The sequence below is a fragment of the Photobacterium aquae genome, from assembly GCF_001029445.1.
Taxonomy (GTDB): domain Bacteria; phylum Pseudomonadota; class Gammaproteobacteria; order Enterobacterales; family Vibrionaceae; genus Photobacterium; species Photobacterium aquae.
Genome location: NZ_LDOT01000097.1, coordinates 1 through 516 on the forward strand (window position 1 = coordinate 1; position 516 = coordinate 516).

Consider the following 516-nt stretch of genomic DNA (forward strand, 5'->3'; position numbering starts at 1 on the left):
GCCAAAATAATCAAAGTAGACCACCGCTATTTTTGCGGGTTCGGCAAGTCAGGCCAACCGATGTTGGCTTGGTCATTGGCTGGCGCGCAATTGTTTATTGACGATCGCGTTGCTGAAAGTGTCATGGAGTCATTGAAGTCGAAAGGCAAAAAGCCCCAGTTACTTGTTGTCGTTCTGGAGGTGCAATCATGAGTACCTCAATTCAATGGTATTCCAATGCCGGGGCACATGTTAACAAGCCGCTGCCGTTTCAGCCCCAAGCTAATTTTTATCGCGCCGTTGCTCAATGCGTAGCATTCGCAGGTAATGAGCCAACCTATATGCGCCCAGTGATGGCAATTATTCCGGTGGATGCAAACCGCCGTTTGGTGGTGACAGCATGAACATTTCAAACCCAATCCCTAAGCAAGTGACCAAAGCCCCCAAGTTGGGGGCGGCGGTTTCCTCGCTGCCATTGCATGAGGCTGCGGTTCCGCTTAATACCACATTGGTTGCCGATTTCATGGCGCAACATGC

1 protein-coding gene and 1 pseudogene are annotated in these 516 nt (G+C 50.6%); both read left to right on the top strand.

All coding sequences use genetic code 11. The annotated features are described in order from the left end of the window. A pseudogene (locus tag ABT56_RS24390) lies at positions 1–192 on the top strand (hypothetical protein); the annotation flags it as partial. Then, on the top strand, positions 189–383 hold the full coding sequence (locus ABT56_RS23075; protein WP_047881244.1) for a hypothetical protein: 195 nt from the start codon (positions 189–191) through the stop codon (positions 381–383). The pseudogene ABT56_RS24390 and the gene ABT56_RS23075, both read left to right, overlap by 4 nt. Positions 384–516: the final 133 nt, after the last annotated feature.